Annotated in this window: 17 protein-coding genes; 9 read left to right on the forward strand and 8 right to left on the reverse strand. The window is 71.1% G+C overall.

What is annotated here, in order from left to right:
- Positions 1-11: 11 nt before the first annotated feature.
- From ACFY12_RS31275 to ACFY12_RS31295, 5 genes are all read right to left on the reverse strand, one after another.
- Complete coding sequence (locus ACFY12_RS31275) at positions 12-2,285, reverse strand: 3-hydroxyacyl-CoA dehydrogenase NAD-binding domain-containing protein (protein WP_390719312.1); 2,274 nt, start codon at positions 2,283-2,285, stop codon at positions 12-14.
- 36 nt (positions 2,286-2,321) lie between these two features.
- Positions 2,322-3,536, reverse strand: a complete 1,215-nt coding sequence (locus tag ACFY12_RS31280; RefSeq protein WP_390719313.1) for an acetyl-CoA C-acetyltransferase — start codon at positions 3,534-3,536, stop codon at positions 2,322-2,324.
- Positions 3,537-3,598: 62 nt separating this feature from the next.
- Positions 3,599-4,741: an acyl-CoA dehydrogenase family protein gene (locus ACFY12_RS31285; RefSeq protein WP_390719314.1), complete on the reverse strand. Its 1,143-nt coding sequence runs from the start codon at positions 4,739-4,741 to the stop codon at positions 3,599-3,601.
- Position 4,742: 1 nt separating this feature from the next.
- Entirely contained in the window at positions 4,743-5,942 is a 1,200-nt protein-coding gene (locus tag ACFY12_RS31290; protein WP_390719315.1) for a CaiB/BaiF CoA transferase family protein, read from the reverse strand.
- Positions 5,943-6,121: 179 nt separating this feature from the next.
- Entirely contained in the window at positions 6,122-6,256 is a 135-nt protein-coding gene (locus tag ACFY12_RS31295) for a hypothetical protein (RefSeq protein WP_390719316.1), read from the reverse strand.
- Between the two features lie 309 nt (positions 6,257-6,565).
- Here ACFY12_RS31295 and ACFY12_RS31300 point away from each other — a divergent pair, with 309 nt between their 5' ends.
- Complete coding sequence (locus ACFY12_RS31300; protein ID WP_390719317.1) at positions 6,566-7,777, forward strand: saccharopine dehydrogenase family protein; 1,212 nt, start codon at positions 6,566-6,568, stop codon at positions 7,775-7,777.
- A gap of 94 nt (positions 7,778-7,871) precedes the next feature.
- On the opposite strand, the gene ACFY12_RS31305 is transcribed toward ACFY12_RS31300, so the two are convergent.
- Positions 7,872-8,576, reverse strand: coding sequence for an endonuclease V (locus ACFY12_RS31305; protein ID WP_390719318.1), 705 nt, complete (start codon positions 8,574-8,576; stop codon positions 7,872-7,874).
- 134 nt (positions 8,577-8,710) lie between these two features.
- Here ACFY12_RS31305 and ACFY12_RS31310 point away from each other — a divergent pair, with 134 nt between their 5' ends.
- Both ACFY12_RS31310 and ACFY12_RS31315 read left to right on the forward strand, forming a co-directional pair.
- Positions 8,711-10,132, forward strand: a complete 1,422-nt coding sequence (locus ACFY12_RS31310; RefSeq protein ID WP_390719319.1) for an amidase — start codon at positions 8,711-8,713, stop codon at positions 10,130-10,132.
- A gap of 79 nt (positions 10,133-10,211) precedes the next feature.
- Positions 10,212-10,511 (forward strand): YciI family protein, encoded by a 300-nt coding sequence (locus ACFY12_RS31315; protein ID WP_390719320.1) that lies wholly within the window; start codon positions 10,212-10,214, stop codon positions 10,509-10,511.
- 93 nt (positions 10,512-10,604) lie between these two features.
- Here the strand turns inward: ACFY12_RS31315 and ACFY12_RS31320 are convergent, their stop codons facing one another.
- The gene (locus ACFY12_RS31320) at positions 10,605-12,005 is read right to left on the reverse strand and encodes a sugar porter family MFS transporter (protein ID WP_390719321.1); all 1,401 of its coding nucleotides are present in this window, start codon (positions 12,003-12,005) and stop codon (positions 10,605-10,607) included.
- A 366-nt stretch (positions 12,006-12,371) separates the two neighbouring features.
- Here ACFY12_RS31320 and ACFY12_RS31325 point away from each other — a divergent pair, with 366 nt between their 5' ends.
- From ACFY12_RS31325 to ACFY12_RS31340, 4 genes are all read left to right on the forward strand, one after another.
- A complete protein-coding gene (locus tag ACFY12_RS31325) occupies positions 12,372-13,277 on the forward strand; it encodes an SIS domain-containing protein (protein WP_390719322.1) in 906 nt (301 codons plus the stop codon).
- A 55-nt stretch (positions 13,278-13,332) separates the two neighbouring features.
- The gene (locus tag ACFY12_RS31330) at positions 13,333-14,214 is read left to right on the forward strand and encodes a ketose-bisphosphate aldolase (RefSeq protein WP_390719323.1); all 882 of its coding nucleotides are present in this window, start codon (positions 13,333-13,335) and stop codon (positions 14,212-14,214) included.
- A 97-nt stretch (positions 14,215-14,311) separates the two neighbouring features.
- On the forward strand, positions 14,312-15,115 hold the full coding sequence (locus ACFY12_RS31335; protein ID WP_390719324.1) for a DeoR/GlpR family DNA-binding transcription regulator: 804 nt from the start codon (positions 14,312-14,314) through the stop codon (positions 15,113-15,115).
- A gap of 280 nt (positions 15,116-15,395) precedes the next feature.
- Positions 15,396-15,698, forward strand: coding sequence for a hypothetical protein (locus ACFY12_RS31340; protein ID WP_390719426.1), 303 nt, complete (start codon positions 15,396-15,398; stop codon positions 15,696-15,698).
- Positions 15,699-15,777: 79 nt separating this feature from the next.
- On the opposite strand, the gene ACFY12_RS31345 is transcribed toward ACFY12_RS31340, so the two are convergent.
- Positions 15,778-16,395 carry a TetR/AcrR family transcriptional regulator gene (locus ACFY12_RS31345; protein WP_390719325.1) on the reverse strand — a complete coding sequence of 206 codons (618 nt, stop codon included), beginning with the start codon at positions 16,393-16,395 and terminating at the stop codon, positions 15,778-15,780.
- Positions 16,396-16,807: 412 nt separating this feature from the next.
- On the opposite strand from ACFY12_RS31345, the gene ACFY12_RS31350 reads away from it, so the two are divergent.
- Together ACFY12_RS31350 and ACFY12_RS31355 are read left to right on the forward strand one after the other, a co-directional pair.
- Positions 16,808-18,586 carry an FUSC family protein gene (locus ACFY12_RS31350; RefSeq protein ID WP_390719427.1) on the forward strand — a complete coding sequence of 593 codons (1,779 nt, stop codon included), beginning with the start codon at positions 16,808-16,810 and terminating at the stop codon, positions 18,584-18,586.
- A gap of 111 nt (positions 18,587-18,697) precedes the next feature.
- Positions 18,698-19,243, forward strand: coding sequence for a MarR family winged helix-turn-helix transcriptional regulator (locus tag ACFY12_RS31355; RefSeq protein WP_390719326.1), 546 nt, complete (start codon positions 18,698-18,700; stop codon positions 19,241-19,243).
- The last annotated feature ends 31 nt before the right edge of the window (positions 19,244-19,274 follow it).

A 19,274-nucleotide genomic window follows, 5' to 3' on the forward strand; every position in this document is an offset into this window, starting at 1 on the left:
GTCGGTCCCGGTCAGTCGCTGAACTTCTCCCCCTTCTCGGCCTTGTCGAGCAGCAGCGCGGGCGGTGCGAACCGGTCGCCGTACGCCGCCTGCAGCTCGCGCGCCCGCGCCACGAATCCGGGCAGGCCTACGAGCTCCTCCCGACCTGGCCCGCCGAGCTGCTCCCGCCCTGGCCCGCCGAGCTGCTCCCGCCCTGACCCGCCCTGGTACCCGTTGATGTACTGGAGCACGCCGCCGGTCCACCCCGGGAAGCCGATGCCGAGGAGCGAGCCGATGTTGGCGTCGGCGACGGAGGTGAGCACGCCCTCCTCCAGGCAGCGGACGGTGTCCAGCGCCTCGGAGAAGAGCATCCGCTCCTGCATGTCCCGGAACGGGATGCCAGCGCCCGCCTCGGCGCTGCCGTCACCCGGCCTCCCGGAGCCCCCGAAATGCTCGCGCAGTCCCGGCCACAGGCCGATGCGTTCGCCGTCCTCGCCGTACTCGTAGAAGCCGGTGCCACCGCTGCGGCCGGGGCGCCCGAACTCGTCGACCATCCGGTCGATGACCTCGTCGGCCGGGTGCGGCTGCCAGGAGCCGCCGGACTCCTCGACCGCCCGCCTGGTCTCCTCGCGGATCTTTCGCGGGAGAGTGAGGGTCAGCTCGTCCATCAGCGAGAGCACCTTCGCCGGGTAGCCGGCCTGGGCGGCGGCCTGCTCCACGGAGGCCGGATCGAGGCCCTCGCCGACCATCGCCACGCCTTCGTTGATGAACTGGCCGATGACGCGGGAGGTGAAGAAGCCGCGCGAGTCGTTGACGACGATCGGGGTCTTCCTGATCTGGCGGACCAGGTCGAAGGCGCGGGCCAGCGCCTCGTCGCCGGTCCGCTCGCCCTTGATGATCTCCACCAGCGGCATCTTGTCGACCGGTGAGAAGAAGTGCAGACCGATGAAGTCCTGGTCGCGCTCGACGCCCTCGGCCAGCAGGGTGATGGGCAGGGTGGAGGTGTTGGAGCACAGCAGCGCGTCCGGCGCGACGAGGTGCTGGATCTCCTTGAACACCTTGTGCTTGAGCGCGACGTCCTCGAAGACCGCCTCGATGACGGCATCGCAGCCCGCGAGGTCGGCCGGCTCGGCGGTCGGCGTGATCCGGGCCAGCAGCGCGTCCGCCTTCTCCTGGGTGGTACGGCCCTTGGCGACGGCCTTGGCGCAGAGCTTCTCGGAGTAGTCCTTGCCCTTGGCGGCGGCGTCCCGGGACACGTCCTTGAGGACGACCTCGATACCGGCAAGGGCGCACGCGTAGGCGATCCCGGCGCCCATCATCCCGGCGCCGAGGACGCCGACTTTGCGCACCGTGCGCGGCTCCACGCCCTTGGGGCGGCTGGCGCCGGAGTTGACCGCATTGAGGTCGAAGAAGAAGGCCTGGATCATGTTCTTCGCGGTCTGGCCGGTGACCAGTTCGGTGAAGTAGCGGGCCTCGATGGTCTGGGCCGTCTCGAAGTCGACCTGGGAGCCCTCGACGGCCGCGGCGAGGATGTTGCGCGGGGCCGGGTAGGGGGCGCCGTTGGTCTGTTTCTTCAGGCCGGCCGGGAAGGCGGGGAGGTTGGCGGCGAACTTCGGGTGCGCCGGGGTGCCGCCGGGGATCTTGTAGCCGGGGACGTCCCAGGGCTGCTGGGACTCCGGATGGGCGTCGATGAAGGCGCGCGCCTTGGCCAGCATCTCCTCGGGGGTGGCGGCGAGTTCGTGGACGAGGCCGTGCTCCAGTGCGCGCTTCGGGGAGTACTGGGTGCCCTGGAGGAGCACCTTGAGCAGGGCGTCCGTGATGCCCATCAGCCGTACCGTGCGGGTCACGCCGCCACCGCCGGGGAGCAGGCCGAGGGTGACCTCGGGCAGGCCGATCTTGGAGCCCGGTGCGTCCAGCGCGATGCGGTGGTGGCTGGCGAGCGCGATCTCGTAACCGCCGCCGAGCGCCGCGCCGTTGAGGGCCGCGACGACGGGCTTGCCCAGGGTCTCGATGCGGCGCAGGGAGTGCTTGATTCCGGTGCCGGCCTCGAACACCCGCTGGGCGTCCTCGGGGCCGGCCTTGATCATGTCCTTCAGGTCGCCGCCGGCGAAGAAGGTCTTCTTCGCGGAGGTGTAGATGATGCCGCGGAGGGTGTCCTTCTCGGCCTCCGCGCGGTCGGCGATCGCCGCGAGGGAGTCCTTGAACGCCTGGTTCATGGTGTTCGCGGACTGGTGGGGGTCGTCGAGGACGAGGGTGACGATGCCGGTCTCGTCCTGCTCCCAGCGGATGGTCGTGCTCTCGGTCATGGCGGGTTCTCCGTAGAAGTCTGGTGGGCCGCTGGGTTACAGGCGCTCGACGATCGTGGCGATGCCCATGCCGCCGCCGACGCACAGCGTGACCAGGCCGTAGCGCTTGTCCTGGCGCTCCAGTTCGTCGACGAGCGTGCCGAGGATCATCGCGCCGGTGGCGCCGAGCGGATGGCCGAGGGCGATGGCGCCGCCGTTGACATTGACCTTGTCCAGGGAGAGGCCCATCTCCCGGACGAAGCGCAGGACAACCGCGGCGAAGGCCTCGTTGATCTCGACGAGGTCGATGTCGTCGATGGTCAGCCCGGCCTTGGCGAGGGCCTTGCGGGTAGCGGGCGCGGGCCCGGTGAGCATGATGGTGGGCTCGGAGCCGGAGACCGCCGCGGAGACGATCCGGGCACGCGGGCGCAGTCCGTACCGCTCCCCCACGGTCCGGGAGCCGATCGCGACGAGCGAGGCGCCGTCGACGATGCCGGAGGAGTTGCCTGCGTGGTGGACGTGGTCGATCTTCTCGACCCAGTGGTACTTCTGCAGCGCGACGGCGTCGAAGCCGCCGAGCTCCCCGATGTCCGCGAAGGACGGCTTCAGTTTGGCGAGGGAGTCGGCGGTGGTGCCGGGGCGTGGATGCTCGTCGCGGTCGAGGACGACGAGACCCGAGCGATCCTTGACCGGCACGACGGACCGGTCGAAGCGGCCGTCCTTCCAGGCCGCGGCGGCACGCTCCTGCGACAGGGCGGCGTACTCGTCGACGTCACGCCGGGAGAAGCCCTCGATGGTGGCGATCAGGTCGGCTCCGATGCCCTGCGGCACAAAGTTGACGGCGAGGTTGGTCATCGGGTCGTTGAACCAGGCGCCGCCGTCCGAGGCCATCGGCACCCGTGACATCGACTCGACGCCGCCCGCGAGCACCAGGTCCTCCCAGCCGGAACGGACCTTCGCCGCGGCCAGGTTGACGGCTTCCAGGCCGGAGGCACAGAAGCGGTTCTCCTGGACGCCGGCCACCGTGTCGGGCAGTCCGGCCGCGACGGCGGCGATCCGGGCGATGTCGGAGCCCTGGTCGCCGACCGGTCCGACGACGCCGAGCACGATGTCGTCGATCGCCGCCGGGTCGAGGTCCGGGCAGCGGTCACGGAGCTCGTGGATGAGGCCGACGACCAGGTCGATCGGCTTGGTGCCGTGCAGGGCTCCATTGGCCTTGCCGCGTCCGCGCGGGGTGCGGATCGCGTCGTACACAAACGCTTCGGGACTCACGGTCGAGCCTTTCTTGTCGGGCCGGGGCCGGGGTGTCCCCGGAAACGCGCGGCGACGAGGGGTCAGGCGAGCAGGGAGCGGCCGATGATCTCCTTCATGATCTCCGTCGTCCCGCCGTAGATGGTCTGGATACGGCTGTCGGTGAAGGCCTTCGCAACGGGGTACTCACTCATATAGCCGTATCCCCCGTGGAGTTGGAGGCAGCGATCGGCGACCCGCTTCTGGAGTTCTGTCGCCCACCACTTGGCCATCGAGGCGTGTACGCCGTCGAGCGTGCCGTCCGCGTGGTCGGCGATGCAGCGGTCGAGGAAGGCACGGGTGACGGCGCACTCGGTGGCCATCTCGGCGATCTCGAAGCGGATGTGCTGAAGCTTCGCCAGCGGGCGCCCGAAGGCCTCCCGCTCCTTGACGTACCGGGTGGTGATCTCCAGCAGATGCTCCGCGGCGGCGATTCCGGCGACCGCTATGCCCAGGCGCTCCTGCGCGAGGTTGGTCATCAGATGCCCGAACGCACCGTCGAGCTCGCCGAGCAGATTCTCCTTGGGCACCCGTACGTCGCGGAAGAACAGCTCCGCGGTGTCCTGGGACTTCTGGCCGATCTTGTCGAGGTTGCGGCCCCGCTCGAAGCCCGCCGTGCCGCGCTCGACGGCCAGCAGGCTCAGGCCCCGCGCCCCGCCCTCCGGAGTCGTCTTGGCCACGACGATGACGAGGTCGGCGAGGATGCCGTTGGAGATGAACGTCTTGGCACCGTTGAGGATCCAGTGATCGCCGGCGTCCTCCGCGCGGGTGCGGATGCCCTGGAGGTCGGAGCCGGCGCCGGGCTCGGTCATGGCGATGGCGGTGATGATCTCGCCGCTGCAGAAGCCGGGCAGCCAGCGGTGCTTCTGCTCGTCGGTGGCGAGCGAGGTCAGATAGGGGCCGATGATGTCGTTGTGCAGGCCGATGGCGAGGCCGGCGGCACCGGCGCGGGCGAACTCCTCGGCCAGTACGGCGCTGTAGCGGTAGTCGGGCTGTCCGCCTCCGCCGTACTCCTCGGGCACCGCCAGGCCCAGCAGGCCCTGTCTGCCGGCGGCCCGCCAGACGTCCCGGCTGACGATGCCGTCCTTCTCCCACTGCTCGTAATGCGGCGTCACCTCCTTGGCGAGGAAGGTGCGCACGGTCCCGCGGAAGGCCTCGTGGTCGGCGGTGTAGAGCTGGCGCTGCACGCTACTGTCCCTTCGAAGGATCGTTCCGGACCGACGGAGTCCGTCGACCGGGCGGGGCGCCCGCGGAGTCGGCGGGCGGCGGTACAAGGAGGCTGCGCACCCGCCAGTCGCGGGCGATCTCCTCGGTGTCCGCTCCGGGCCGTGCGGGCGGTCTGCGGACCGCGCCCGGTGTACGCGAGAAACGGGGCGCGGGCGCCGGCTGGGTGATCCCGCCGTGGTCGAGGAAGGTGCCGCGGGCGGCGAGATGCGGGTGCTGCGGGGCCTCGCGCAGCGAGAGCACGGGCGCGACGCAGGCGTCGGACCCCGCGAAGACGGTGGTCCACTCCTCGCGCGTCCGGGTCCTGAAGCGGGCGGCGATGGCGGTACGCAACTCGCCCCAGGCGGCGAGGTCGTCGCGGCCGGGTGCGTCGTCCTCGATGCCGAGCAGGCGGATGAATTCTCCGTAGAACCGCTGCTCCAGGGCGCCGACCGCCATGTAGCCGCCGTCGGCCGTCTCGTAGGCGCCGTAGAAAGGTGCCCCGCCGTCCAGCAGGTTCCTGCCGCGCCGGTCCTGCCAGCCGCCGGCCGCCAGCATGCCGTGGATCATCGCCGTCAGATGGGCCGTGCCGTCGACGATCGCGGCGTCCACGACCTGGCCCGTGCCGTCCTCGGCGCGGGCGTGCTGGAGGGCGGCGAGGACGCCGATGACCAGGTAGAGGGAACCGCCCGCGTAGTCACCGAGGAGGTTGGCGGGGAAGACGGGCGGGCCGTCGGACGGACCGGTCATGCCGAGGGCTCCCGTGAGGGCGATATAGCCGATGTCGTGTCCCGCTGTGCCGGCGAGCGGCCCCTGCTGTCCCCAGCCGGTCATCCGGCCGTAGACGAGCCGGGGGTTGCGCGCCAGGCACTCCTCGGGCCCCACCCCGAGCCGCTCGGCCACACCGGGGCGGTACCCCTCCACCAGGACATCGGCCCGCTCGGCCAGTTCGAGGACCTGGGCCACCCCTTCGGGTGTCTTCAGGTCGACCAGGACCGAGCGCTTGTTGCGGTTGGTGAGGTCGTGGGCCGGATCGATGCCCGGCCCGGCGCCTCCGGGCCGGTCGACGCGGACGACATCGGCGCCGAGGTCGGCCAGCAGCATGGCCGCGAAGGGGCCGGGGCCGATGCCGGCGAGTTCGACCACCCGCACCCCGCTCAGCGGGCCGTTCCCTGACTCTGCCATCGCGTCCCATGCCCTTCCGCACTGTGACACTTCTGATGTAACACTCGTGATGTTAAGAACGTGTTCCACTTTCCACAAGACCCCCGGCGCCAAGCGGCCACCACCGCGAAGGCCCGCGCCGACGAAGCTCAACTCCCCTCGCCGTCACGGGCCTTCGCGCGCCTGCTGCCGCTGCGCCGCTATCCCCCGTCGAGCTCGGCGATGAGCTGCTCGGCGGCTATCCGACGGCAGGACTCACGAGGGGCGCAGGACAGCCCGCGCACCCGCTCACGCCTGTGTCCCCACACCGCCGTCAGACTCGCCACCTCACCCACGAGTCGCTCCTCCGCGTCCGTCGAACTCCGTCATGTCCATCGCCTCGGACGGCACCGCCCGCGATGCCGTCCGGCGCGTCCGGCGCCGCGCTCGTCGCGCAGACCGGTCAACGCAGTCCACGCTAACCGCGACCACTGACAACGGCCCGCGCAGCGCCGGACGCCCGGCCGACAGGGGGACAAGCGCGGTCCGGCCCGACCGGCGGCCCGCCGCGTCCAACCGGACGGCCGAGACCGGCCGTTGACGCCACCACCGCCACTGCCTAGGGTCCGGACACCAGGTCAACGGGGCAGTGGAGAGGATGGGCAATGCGACGGCAGGACACCTCGGGACGGACCCATGACCTCGTCCTGTACGGAGCCACCGGCTTCACCGGCGCACTCGCCGCCGCCTACCTGGCCGAGCACGCCCCCGAGGACTGCCACTGGGCGCTGGCCGGACGCAGCCTGGCCAAACTGGAGCAACTGCGCGACCGGCTGACGGCGACCCACCCGGCCTGCGCCGCCCTCCCCCTGTTGCGGGCCGACAGCGGTGACCCCGCGTCGCTGCGCGCGCTCGCCGCCGGCACCCGGGTGCTGGCGACGACGGTCGGCCCGTATCTGCTCCACGGCGAACCGCTGGTCGCCGCCTGCGCGGAGGCCGGCACCGACTACGTCGATCTGACCGGCGAACCGGAATTCGTCGACCGGATGTACCTGCGGCACGATGCGACGGCCCGCGCTTCCGGCGCACGCCTCGTCCATGCCAGCGGCTTCGACTCCGTCCCGCACGACCTGGGTGTCCATTACACCGTCGGGTTCCTCCCTGAGGGCGTCCCGATCCGTATCGACGGCTTCGTCCGCACCCACGCGACGTTCTCCGGGGGCACCCTGGCCTCCGTACTGACCGCCGTCTCACGCCCGGTCGCCATGGCACGGGCCGCCCGCGAACGGCGACGGGCCGAGCCGCGGCCGCTGGGCCGTACGGTACGGGTCCCGATCGGCCCGCCGCTCAGGAGCCGCGAGACGCACACCTGGGGTGTGCCGTTGCCCCTCCTCGACTCGCAGATCATCGCCCGCTCGGCCGCGGCGCTGGACCGATACGGGCCCGACTTCCGCTACCGCCACTACGCCGGTGTGCGGCGGCTGCCGGTCGCCGTGGGCGGTGCCCTGGGGGCGGGCGCGCTGTGTGCGCTCGCGCAGGTGCCGCCCGCGCGGCGCTGGCTCTCGGGCCGCCTGGAGCCGGGCCGGGGACCGGACCCGGAGCGGCGGGCGCACAGCTGGTTCGCCGTCCGCTTCGTCGCCTCCGGTGGCGGCGAACGCCTGGTCACGGAGGTCTCCGGCGGCGATCCCGGCTACGAGGAGACGGCGAAGATGCTCGCCGAGTCGGCGCTCTGCCTGGCCTTCGACGACCTCCCGGAGACCGCGGGCCAGGTGACCTCCGCGGTCGCCATGGGGGACGCGCTGACGACCCGCCTCCAGAAGGCGGATATCACCTTCCGCGTGGTGAAGGAGGGAGAGGGAAAGGAGGGACAGGGATAGGGCGCAGGTACGGATGGGGCGAGATACGAAGCGAGAGAGAAGAGATGACGGAGAGATGCGGAGGAGACGGGGCCGCCGACGGCCGGCCCCGCCCTCAGGCTCCTGCCAGCGCCCTCCGGCACAGCGCGTCGGCGGCCCGGGTGGTCTCCGGAAGCCGGTAGGCGGCCGCCAGGTGGAGCGTGTGCGCGCAGGCCCGGTCCAGGCCGATGCGGTGCCCCACCGAGACGAAGACCGGTTTGACGCCCTGTTGCGTGCGCAGCGCCCGTCCGACCTCCTCGTCGCCGTCCAGGAGCGGAGAGGTCGCGCCGCGCTCAGGCCCCGGAGCCGCGTACCGGAACGTGAAGGGATTCTTGGCCACGCCGATCGCGGGCAGTCCCGTCAGCACCCCGAGATGGCTGGCCAGGCCGAAGCGGCGGGGGTGCGCCAGCCCGTACCCGTCGCAGACCACGAGGTCGGGTGTGCGGGTGAGGCGGCTGAGGGCGTCCAGCACGGTGGGGATCTCGCGGAAGGCGAGCAGACCGGGGACGTACGGGAACGAGACCGGCCCGACGGCGGTGGCCCGGTCGACGACGGCGCGGGTCCGGGCGTCCAGTGCGACGGCGGCCGCGGCGACGACGTTCCGCTCGTCGTCGTAGGCGACATCCACCCCGGCCACGATGCCGTCGAACCCTGGTTCCGGCCCCGGCTCGCCGAGCCGCACCCGGGACCGCAACCGGTCCTGGACGGCGCGCGCCTGGGCTTCGTCGGTCGGCCAGCGCCGCAGTTCCTCGTCGCAGGAGATCGTTCCGGAGGTGTCCATGATGGTTCCACGCTACCGAACGGCCGAGCGCACCGGAGCGTGCGGATCGACGAGCGGCCTGCTGTCAGTGGGCGTCGGTACCGTGAGGAGCAGCCCCCGCCCCGGCCCCTGCCCCGATGTCACCGGAGGCTCTCATGACCGACGCTCTCCACTATCTCGATGCCACCGACCTCGCCGCCCGGTTACGCCGCCGCGACCTCTCCGCCCGGGAAGTCGTACAGGCCCACCTGGACCGCATCGAACAGGTCAATCCGGCCATCAACGCCATCGTGACCCTCGACCCGGAGGGCGCGCTCACCGCCGCCGCGGCCGCCGACGAGCGCCTCGCCCGGGGCGCGCCCGTCCCGCCCCTGCACGGCCTGCCGATCGCCTTCAAGGACACCCACCTCACCCGGGGGATGCGCACCACGTTCGGCTCACCGCTCTTCGCCGACCACATCCCGGACGAGGACGAGCTGCTGGTCGACCGACTGCAGCGGGCCGGTGCCATCCGTCTCGGCAAGACCAACGTCCCCGAGTTCGCGGTCGGTTCGCACACCTTCAACCCGGTCTTCGGTACGACCCGCAATCCGTACGACACCACGCGTTCGGCGGGCGGCAGCAGTGGGGGCGCCGCCGCGGCGCTCGCCGCCGGACTCCAGCCCCTCGCCGACGGCAGTGACATGGGCGGCTCGCTGCGCAACCCGGCGTCCTTCTGCAATGTGGTCGGGCTACGGCCGACACCGGGACGCGTCCCGGCGCACCCCGGCCGCAATCTCTGGGACACCCTCGCCGTACCGGGTCCCATGGGGCGGACCGTCGCCGATACGGCACTCCTGCTGTCGGCGATGGCCGGTCCGGATCCGCGGTGCCCGCTCAGTCTGGAGACTCCCGGCGAGGCGTTCGCGGTGTCGCTCGACCGCGAGCCGCGCGGACTGCGCCTCGCCTGGTCGCCCGACCTGGGCGGATTCGCGCCCTGCGACCCGGACGTCCTCGCCGTTCTGGAACCTCAGCTGAGTGTCCTGGAAGAGCTCGGCTGCCATATCGACGCCGCATGTCCGGACCTCACCGGAGCCGACGAGACCTTCCGGACGTTGCGGGCGCACAGCTTCGACCTGGCCTTCGGTGATCTGCTCGACTCCGACCGGCAGGCCTTCAAACCGAGCCTGGTCCGGAACATCGAGCAGGGCCGCCGCCTGAGCGTGAGCGACCTCATCACCGCCACCACGATCCGGAGCCGGCTGCACCTCGACGCGGTCGGCTTCTTCTCCCGGTACGACCTGCTCCTCGCGCCGGTCAGCCAAGTCACGCCGTTCGACGCGGAGCTGGAGTACCCGCAGGCGGTGGCGGGCCGGGCCACCGAGACGTATCTGGACTGGATGCGTTCCGCCTACCTGATCTCCGTCCTCGGCGTGCCGGCCCTCTCGGTCCCCGCCGGATTCACCCCGGACGGTCTGCCCGTGGGGCTGCAGTTCATCGGCGCCCCGCGTGCCGATCTCGCTGTCCTCCGGGCCGGGCACGCGTATGAGAGAGCCACTCGGCACGGCCGACACCGCCCCGCATCACCCACCGCCTGACCCCCCTGGCCTGGGACTTCCCGTCCGCGGGGCGATGGCACCGCCCACGCCCTCCTCCCCACTGCTCTATATTTCCGGCATGTTCGTATTGGAATTGACCTACACCGCGCCCCTTGAGCGCGTAGATGCCTCCCTTGCCGACCACCTGGCGTGGCTGCAGAAGCAGTACGCCGCCGGGCACTTCCTCACCGCCGGCCGCAAGGTCCCGCGCGAGGGTGGCGTGATCCTCGCCGCGGGGATGGACCGGGCGACCGCCGAGCAGATCGTGTCCGAGGACCCCTTCGTCATCGCCGGCGTGTGCGAGTACCGGATCGTCGAGTTCGTGGCGACAACGACCGCACCGGCGCTGGAGGCGTACCAGGAGCAGCAGGCGAACTGAGGCACCGTCCGTACGAGCCCGTGGGCACCCGGGGATGCAGCACTCCAGGGTGCCCATGGAGCGGCGGCCGGGAGCCCCTCTCCTCCGGGCCGCTCAACTCGACGGCCAGCGCCCGCCATGACGCCAGTAGTCCCGGATCTCCTCCAGCTGACGGCCCTTGGTCTCGGGCGCGGTGACGGAGGCGAAGATCAGCGCGGCCAGCGCCAGGACGCCGAGCCCCGCGAAGGTCCGCGCGGCACCGGCCCTGGCCATCAGCGACGGGAAGAACTGGGCGATCAGGAGGTTGGCGACGAGGTCGGCCGTGAGCATCACCGACGCCCCCGTGGAACGCAACGGGGCGGGGAACGCCTCACTCGCATAGACCCAGATCAGCGATCCGAAGCCGAAGTTGAAGGCCGCGGTGAACAGGAGGATCGCGGCGAAGCCGATCCAGGTCGTGGCGCCGTGCAGCTCTCCTGTGGCGAACACCGCGGTCAGGACGGCGAGCATCGCCGCCATCGTGCCGATGCCACAGAGCAGCACCAGGCGCCGGCCGAGCCGGTCGATGACGAGGATGGCGAGAACCGTTGCGGCCAGTGAGGCGAGTTGCACGAAGGACGGCAGCAGGAAGCTCTGGCCGTTGCCGGAGAAACCCATCTCCTCGAAGATCTGCGGGCTGTAGTACGTCACGGCGTTGATGCCGGTGATCTGGCAGAAGAAACCCAGGCCGACGACGAAGAACGCGGCGCGGGCGTACGGCTTGCGCAGCAGCGAGCGCGCCGATCCGCGGCCTTCCCCGGCGAGCGCGGCGCCCACGGCGGCGACCTCGGCCCGCGGTTCGACGTCCGGGTCGACCCGGGCCATGACCTCGACCGCTCGTTCCGTACGCCCCTTGAGGACGTACCAGCGCGGAGTGTCCGGCAACCGGAGCAGCGGGATCAGCACGAGCGCCGCGGGGATCGCGGAGAGGCCGAGCATCCAGCGCCAGTGGCCGCCCCCGGACAGGCCCCAGTTGACGAAATAGGTGATGACGATGCCGGCGACCGTGGCCACTTGATAGGCGGCGACCGACGCACCGCGGATGCGCGCCGGGGTCGATTCGGCGACGTAGAGCGGGGCGGCGACGATCGAGATGCCGATGGCGACGCCGAGCAGGAACCGGACGATGTCCAGCACGACAACGTTCGGCGCCAGCGCCGACAGCGCGACGAACACGGCGTACGAGCCGGCGACGATCAGCATCGCGGCCTTGCGCCCCAGCGCATCGGCCAGCTTGCCGCCGATCAGCGCGCCCAGGATGGACCCGAACACCAGAACGCTGTTGACCAGGCCTTTCTCGGCCTCGGTGAGATGGAAGTCCTTGCTGAGGAAGACCAGGGCACCGGAGATGCTCCCGGTGTCGTAGCCGTAGATGACACCGACGACGGCGCCGGTGAGCGCGAACAGCCTGCCGGTGCGGCGCGGGGTCCGGGAGGACGGTGGCGGGGGCGTCGTGGGGAGCGTGGCAGTGGACATGAGCAGTCCTTCGTGCGGCGGAGCGGCCTTGCTGCATGACTGATCAGCTTCGTGACTGATCTTGCGAATATGCTGCGCCTTTCGCGCAGCTGTCAACACTTAGCAGGCAAGCCGTTGCCCGCACCCCCGCACTGCACACATCCGGCCAACCTGCCGCCCCCTTCGGCTCTCCCTCCACCCGCTCACCCACCCCCTTCGCCTCACTCACTCGTTCGAGGGATGGATCGGCGGCGCAATTCTGCGTACAGTCGATTGCAACGAAGCAGAAAGTTGCAGTTTCGCGCAGCAGTACGCAGAGCGCTGCGGTACGCCGCGAGGGTGCGACTCGACATCGGAGCCGTTTCACTCATCACGGGAGGGTGGGCCATGAGCGAGACCTCGTACATGGAGCAGGAGCTGCAGAGTCAGCCGGAGACCTGGCAGGAAGCCGCGCGGATCGGCGCCGCGGCCGGGCCGCTGCCCAAGGCCGGACAGCGGGTGGCCGTCATCGGGTGCGGCACCTCGTGGTTCATGGCGCAGTCGTACGCGGCGCTGCGCGAGAGCGCCGGGCTGGGGGTGACGGACCCGTTCGCCGCCTCCGAATCGTTCCTCGGTGGCGACCGTGGCTATGACGCGGTGGTGGCGATCACCCGCTCGGGCACCACGACCGAGGTGCTGCGGGTGCTCGAGGCGGTCAAGGGGCGCATCCCCACGGTGACGATCATCGGTGATCCCGACACCCCGGCGGTCGCGATCTCCGACGAGACGGTGGCGCTCCCGTTCGCCGATGAGAAATCAGTGGTCCAGACCCGCTTTGCGACAACAGCGCTGACGCTGCTGCGCGCGCACCTCGGCGAGGATGTCTCCCGGGCAGTGGCTGACGCACGGGGGGCGCTGGGCACCCCGGTGGAGCAGGACTGGGTGGACGCCGAGGAGTTCTCCTTCCTCGGCACGGGCTGGACCTTCGGCCTGGCCAACGAGGCGGCGCTCAAGATGCGGGAGGCGTCGCAGAGTTGGACGGAGTCCTACCCCGCGATGGAGTACCGCCACGGGCCGATCGCGATAGCGGCACCGGGCCGGGTGACCTGGCTGTTCGGCCAGGCGCCGGACGGTCTGGAGGCGGATGTGGCGCGGACGGGCGCGCGCTTTGTGTGCCATGACCGCGATCCACTGGCCGATCTGGTGCTGGTCCAGCGGGTGGCCCTGGAACGGGCCCGGGCCCGTGGCCTGGACCCGGACAACCCGCGCAGTCTGACCCGCTCGGTGATGCTCGAAGCGCCGGCCGCCTCGTAGTCCCCGTTCCTCCCGGCACGTCAACCCGCCTTTCCTGCAAGGGAGCTACCGTCCCATGCCTCTCGTTCCCACCTCATCCATCGTCGAGGCCGCGCGCAAGGCGCGCATCGGCGCCGCGGCCTTCAATGTCATCCATCTGGAAACCGCCGAGGCGCTGGTCACCGCCGCCGAGCGCACCGGCACCCCGCTGATCCTCCAGATCAGCGAGAACTGCATCCGCTACCACGGCAGTCTGCTGCCTCTCACCCGCGCCACCCTCGCCCTCGCCGAGGGTTCCAGCGCTCCGATCGCCGTGCACCTCGACCACATCACCGATGCGGAACTGGTCCGCCAAGGCATCGCCGCCGGAGTGCGGTCGGTCATGGTGGACGCCTCCGCGCTCCCCTACGAAGAGAACGTCGCCACCACCGCTGAACTCACCGCCTGGTGCCATGAGCGGGGCGCCTATGTCGAGGCGGAGCTCGGCGAGGTCGGCGGCAAGGACGGGGTCCACGCACCGGGGGTGCGTACGAAGCCGGACGAGGCCCTGGCGTTCGTCCGTGCGACGCGAGTGGACGCCCTGGCGGTGGCCGTCGGCTCCTCCCATGCCATGCATGAGCGCACCGCCGTACTGGACAAGGACCTCATCGCGGCACTGCGCGGCACCCTCCCGGTGCCGCTGGTGCTGCACGGCTCCTCCGGAGTGCCGGACGACGAGTTGCGCCGCGCCATCGCCGCAGGGATGACGAAGATCAATATCTCCACGCATCTGGTCTCCGTCTTCACCGGCTCGATACGGCAGACCCTGGACGCGAATCCGTCGCTGGTCGACTCCCGCAAGTACGTCAAGCCGGCCCGGGAAGCCGTGGCCGAAGAGGCCGCGCGACTACTGGGGGTGCTGACCACTCCTGCGACGGTCGCTGACCGGCTCACGGCCCGGGCCTCGACTCGGAGGTGAGCGACAGCGCGCGGTGGGGGACGAGAGGCCCAGCGGTGGGGGACGAGACGTCCGGCGGACGTCATCGAGGCCGACCGGGACGGATTAGGCTCGCGCCATGAAGCGCCATGAACGGATGAACGCACTGCTCGAGCTGCTCGGGGACCGAGGCCGGGTGGATGTCGAGGAGGCAGCGACCGCACTCGAGGTCTCGGCCGCCACGATGCGCCGTGACATGGACGCCCTCGCCGAGCAGCAGCTGCTGACCCGCACCCGGGGCGGGGCGGTGCTCAGCTCCGTGGCGTACGACCTGCCGATCCGCTATAAGCACGCGCACCGGTCGGCGGAGAAGGAGGCCGTGGCCAAGGCGGCGGCGAAGCTGGTCGAGCAGGGCGACGTGGTCGGGCTGAGCGGTGGTACGACCACCACGGCGATCGCCCGGGTGCTGGCCACCCGTCCGGACTTCGCGGAGGCGGGCCCGCAGCCACACCTGACGATCGTGACCAATTCCCTCAACATCGCCAATGAGCTGGCCGTACGGCCGCAGATCAAGATCGTGCTCACCGGCGGGGTAGCGCACTCGCGATCGTTCGAACTGGTCGGCCCCTTCAGCGAGTTGGTACTGCAGCAGATCTCGATCGATATCGCCTTCATCGGAGCCAACGGTGTGGACCCGGTGATGGGGGTCACGGTGCACGACGAAGCGGAGGCCCGGGTCAACCGCCTCATGGCCGAGCGCGCCCGACGTGCGGTGGTCGTCGCGGACTCGTCGAAGATCGGCGAACGCTGCTTCGCCCGGGTCGGTGACGCGGATGTCTTCGACACTCTCATCACGGACGGCGGCGCGAAGGAGGCAACGCGCCGGGAGTTCGCGGACCGCGGGCTGAAGGTGGTGGCGGCCCGGCCGTCCACCAGTGAGTGACGCATCACCGAGTTGTAGGCTTGCGGGTCCGGTCGTCTGCTCGCGGCGCGTTCCCCTGCCGTGTGGCCCACGCGCAGCTCTGCCACGTAGCGAAAGGGGCGCGCTTGTGTCGCGATTGTGTCCCTGTGTGGCCCCCGGGGCTGAATCTGCCGGAGCGGGCATGGACAATGGGGAATGAACGTGCGAAGTCAGCGCCTGGTGCGGGAAGCCGGTGCCCGGTGCGGGTTTCGCCAGGAGAGCCCCAGTCCGAATGCCTCTCGGGGGAGATAACGTGCGGAAGATGATCGCCATAGCGCTGGCGGCGGTTGCGTGCAGCGCCTCACTGACGTTGGCCGGTGCCTCGAACGCGATGGCCGCCGACCAGGGGCCGCGGTGCGTGAAGGTAGGCAAGTACTTCACCAAGGACCACAACCGCTACGTCCGCCTGACCAATCTCTGCACTCAGCGGACGTCGTGCTTCACGATCGTCATGCCGCACCAGAAGGATCCCCGTGGCCGCCTGCCGAAGGGCGCGACGAAGGACGTCCGCTACGCCACGACCTCGTCGCCGCGGGCGCTGTACGTGAAGAACAGCCCCTGCTGAGATAGCCCGTATCGAGGTACCCCCTGCCGGGATACCCAGCCGCGAAGGCTCTGCCGAGCGGCTGAAGCGGGCGCAGGGGTCAGTCCCGTACGGCGATGCCGTCCAGGACCATCGAGAGGTACTGCCGGGCGATCTCCTCGGGACTGTGCTGCCCACCCGGGCGGTACCAGCTCGCCGCGACCCAGACGGTGTCGCGCACGAAGCGATAGGTCAGCCGGATATCGAGGTCGGCACGGAAGACGCCGTCGGTCACACCCCGCCGCAGCGTGCCGAGCCAGGCCTTCTCGAATCTCTGCTGGGAGTCGGTGAGGTAGCCGAAGCGGGGCTGGGCGGAGAGGTGCTTGGCCTCTTTCTGATAGATGGCGACGGCTGCGCGGTGCCGGTCGATCTCCCGGAACGACTCGGTGACCAGGGCCTCGATGGTCTCCCGGGGGCCGAGCCCGGCGGCGAGTACGGCGTCGTACCCGTCCCACAGTTCAGTCAGGAACGTGGAGAGGATCTCGTCGAGGATCGATTCCTTGGAATCGAAGTGGTAGTAGAGGCTGCCGGCGAGCATCCCGGCTTCGTCCGCGATCCGGCGGACGGTGGTGGCGTTGTAGCCCTGCGCGGCGAACACCTCGGCCGCGGTGTCGAGCAGTTCGCGGCGGCGTTCCGGGGACGCGTTCGCGGTGGTGGTCTTCTTCTTGGCGGCTGGCACCCGGCCATTGTCGCTCCCCCGCATCCCCGGTGACGGACGGGCTCTCGTACGAGTTCCCGCTGAGGCTGGGCCCCGGTGTGAGCCGGCGCATATTATTTACAAGTAAAACACCTGCTAACCTTCCCTTATGGGGAAGCACGCCAAGCCCGCCGGTACGAGACGCAACAGGAGGAGCGAGAGGAGTGGCGCGAGCAGCGGGAGTGGCGGGAGCAGATGGCAAGGGGGGCGCGCCGCGCCGGGAGGTGTGGTACGCACCCGGCCGTTGCCGGTCAAGAGCACTGTGCGGGTGCGCCGCCCCGTCGACACCTGGTACAAGTCGGCGTTCAGCGCGGTCGTAGCCCTGGCGATCCCCGATCTCACGCTCCTCGCGGTGGGCCGGCTGGACCTGGTCCTCTACACCTCGGCCGGAGCGATGTGCGCCCTCTACGCACACGGGCTGCCGTACGCCGCACGTGCCCGTGCCCTGCTGTGGGTGGTGCTCGGCATGGTCGCGAGCCTGGGCATCGCACTGACCGCCGCGTCACTGATCACCTCGGCCGTCGTCCTTGTCGCGCTCGCCGCGCTGATCGCCGCAGTCCACAAGATGGTCTGCGATGCGACGCGTATCGGTCCTCCGGGGAACCTGATCCCGACCTTCATCTCCGCGTCGGCGTTCTTCGTGCCACAGCACCTGGGGCAGGTGCCCCTGCACATGGCGCTGGCGCTGGGTACCGGTGTGCTCGCCTGGCTGGTGTGTATGGCGCCGGGGCTCGTCCGGCCGCGCGGGCCGGAGCGGATCGCGACCGCTCGTGCGCTGGAGGCCGCCGCCGGACTGCTGCGCACCGATCCGGGCATCGGGACCACGCAACGGGAACCGGCCGGTGGCGGGGCGGAGCCAGTCGGTGGCGGAGCAGGGCAGGCCGGTCGTGGGGCAGAGCAGGCCGGAGTGGCGCAGGCCCGGCATGCCGCCGCCGCTGCCGTGAACGCGGCCTGGCACACGTTGTTCCTGGTCCCGGCCGCCCGCACGCCGGAGAGGGCCACGGAGCGGGCCGGGCTCGAACGGCTGCTGGTGCGGGCGGAAGCGGCGCTGGGGGAGGTGGCGCCTCGGGGAGCCTCCGAGCGCGGCCAGGGAGCCTCCGGGCGAAGCGGCGGCACGGACCCGGGCGTCCGGGACGCCGGATACGACCCCGGTGCCGAAGCCGGACGTCTCACCGCCTGGGCTCGTGACCTGCGCGGTGGCCGCGCCCTCCCCCAGGTCGCGCTGTCGGAGCCGCAGGCCGAGGAGTTGCGCGGGGTCGCCGTGGCAGAGGCGCTGGCCGGTGACCCGCCCGGGGGCGCGACGCGTACCGGAACCGGGGCGGCGGGGCCGCGGCGGCCCGCGCCCGGCCGCCCGCGCGGGGTACGGGCGGTGTTCGCCCGGCTGGCGCCCGGCTCGCCGCTGCTCCCCATCGGAGCGCGGGTCGCCGCCGGGTGCGCACTGGCGGGCTGGGTGTCGATGGCCGTCGGCGTCGGACACCCGTACTGGGCGGTGGTGACCGCGGCGTCGATCTACCAGGCCAACACCACGCTCTCCTGGCAGCGCGCGCTGCAACGCACCCTCGGCAATCTGCTCGGTCTGCTGCTGTTCACCGCGCTGCTGCCGCTGATCCACACCGGGCAGTTCGCGATGGTCGTGCTGGCCCTGGCCTTCCAGCTCGGCGCGGAGGCCTGCATCAGCCGGAACTACTGGCTCGGCACGGTCTGGGTGACGCCGATGGCGCTGCTGCTGACCGAGTTCGGCAGCCATCTGCCGGCCAGGACGCTGGTCGTGGACCGCTGGATCGACACCGTGGTGGGTGCGGCGGTCGGCCTGATCTGCTGTGTCGCGGTCACCAACCGGCGGGCCGCGGACCGTATCGACCTCGCGCTGGAGCGGGTCGCGGAGGCGGAAGCCGCCGCCACCCGGCTGCTCACGTCGGATCCCGTGCCCGGCGCCTCGGATCCCGCGCCCGGTGCCGACGACGCCCTGAAGGACGATGCCCTGGAGACCGGTTGGGCGCGCGACCGGCTGGCCGGTGCCCTGGTCGAGCTCCGGGAGGCGGTGGAGGTGGCGGCCGGCGAGTGGTGGCAGCGCACGCTTCCGGAGGAGCGGATCGCCCGCGCCGAACAACAGGGGCACCGTACGCTCGCCCGGCTGGTCCGGCGGCTCTCGGCACCGGCACTGGCCGCCTGACGCACGCGCCCGCCAGGCCCGCCGCGCACCCGCCCCCCACCCGCACGGCGGGCGCCCTCGCGCGGGGCACAATGAGGGCGTACGGCACGGCACAACGGTGTACGGCACGGCATGAGGGTGTACGGCACGGCCGAGAGGAGAGTGCGGGTGGCAACCGAGGACATCGTCGCAGGGGTGATGCGCCAGTGGCAGCAGGTGCACCCCGGGCTGGACACCGGCCCGATGGCGGTGATCGGGCGGCTCAACCGGTGTGCCGCCCTCCTGCAGCAGGCAGCCGACGCGCCGCTGCGGCGGGCCGGACTCGCCCGTCCCGAGTTCGACATCCTCGCCACCCTGCGCCGGATGGACCGTGAGCTGACTCCCGGACGGGTGGCCCGCGAGACCTTCGCCTCCGGCGCCGCGGTGACCAAACGCGTACGGCAGCTGGAGGAGCGGGGGCTGATCGCCCGCCGGCCCGACGAGCGGGACCGCAGGGTCGCGCACCTCTCGCTCACCGACGAGGGCCGCGAGACCATCGACCGGCTGCTGCCCGAACAGCTCCGGTACGAGGCGTCGCTGCTCGACGGCATCGGCGACGTGCGGCAGGGCGAACTCTCCGCCGCGCTGGGCGAGTTGCTGGTCGTCTTGGAGGGACGTCTCGGCAGCCTGATGGAGTGAGCAGTCGGGCGGACCGAGCCGGCGGACGGAG

The organism is Streptomyces sp. NPDC001339 (assembly GCF_042895955.1).
Lineage (GTDB): Bacteria > Actinomycetota > Actinomycetes > Streptomycetales > Streptomycetaceae > Streptomyces.